The sequence below is a fragment of the Pseudomonas sp. SDO55104_S430 genome (assembly GCF_054070595.1).
The window spans coordinates 1-1,068 of the sequence record NZ_JBSVXG010000487.1 but is presented as its reverse complement, the minus strand read 5'-3'; the positions used below and the strand labels follow the sequence as shown (position 1 = coordinate 1,068).

The following is a 1,068-nucleotide window of genomic DNA, read 5'->3' as shown; positions in this document are numbered from 1 at the left end:
AATGCAGCTGACACGACGCCTTCGCGAGCAAGCCCGCTCCCACAGGGGACTGTGGTGTATCAAAGAATAGTGGTGTGTCAGGGATTACTGACCACACTCAACCAATCAGTAAACAACCGCACCTTCGACAACCCCCGCTTGTCATTCGCCACATCCAGCCAATAGCCATAGGGCCCGATCACCTCCACCGGGGTGATGGGCAGCAGGCTGCCGTTGGCCAGTTCCTTCACGATCATCTGCCGGTCGATCACCGCCAGGCCGCCACCGGCCAGTGTCGTGTGGATCACCTGGTCCAGGGTGCTGAATTCCAGCCCTTGCCCGGCATCGACGTCATCCCGGCCCATGGCCGCCAGCCAGTTCTCCCATACCTTCAGGCGCTTGCCGTCGTGCAGGATGTGCAGCAACGGAAACTGCCGCAGGTCCGGCGGCTGATCGCCGTTGAACAGCTCGGGGCTGGCGACCGCGATATGCCGCTCCATCACCAGTAATTGACTGTGGCAATGATGCGCCGCTTCCAGGCCGAAGCGGATGTGGCAGTCGATTTCCGCGAGGCTTTCGTGGCCCAACTGGTTGGTCACGCTCAGGCTGATATCGGGGTAGCGCTGGACAAAGGCGCGCAGATGCGCCGACAGCCAGCGCGTGCCCCAGGTCGGCGGCGCGACGATGCGCAGGCGCTGGCGCAGATTGGGCACGCGCACTGCTTGCAAGGCGCGTTCGATATGGTCGAAGGCGTCGCTCAGATGAGGGGAGAGGGCAATACCGGTTTCGGTCAGGGTCAGGCCCTGGGGCGTGCGAATGAATAGCGCGACGCCCAGGTAATCTTCCAGTTGCTTGATCTGCCGGCTGACGGCGCCCTGGGTGACGTTCATTCCCACGGCCGCCTGGCTGAAACTGCGATGCCGCGCGACCTCTTCGAAGACGCGCAGCATGGTGAGCGAGGGCAGTTGACGCATGGAAGGGGCTCGATGTTTTTGTGTTGTGGTGCCTATCTGACTATTGGCTACGGGCCGATGCAAGTGTTGTTTGTGCCGACGCCTTCGCGGGCAAGCCTCGCTCCTACAGGATTCG

1 protein-coding gene is annotated in these 1,068 nt (G+C 62.2%); it reads right to left on the bottom strand.

The window, feature by feature from the left end:
• Nucleotides 1-77: 77 nt before the first annotated feature.
• Nucleotides 78-953, bottom strand: coding sequence for a LysR substrate-binding domain-containing protein (locus ACW9JE_RS30840; protein WP_457434924.1), 876 nt, complete (start codon nt 951-953; stop codon nt 78-80).
• Nucleotides 954-1,068 lie beyond the last annotated feature (115 nt).

Excerpts from the sequence above, each read along its gene's own strand:
- ACW9JE_RS30840 (WP_457434924.1), bottom strand. The coding sequence starts at position 953 with ATGCGTCAACTGCCCTCGCTCACCATGCTGCGCGTCTTCGAAGAGGTC.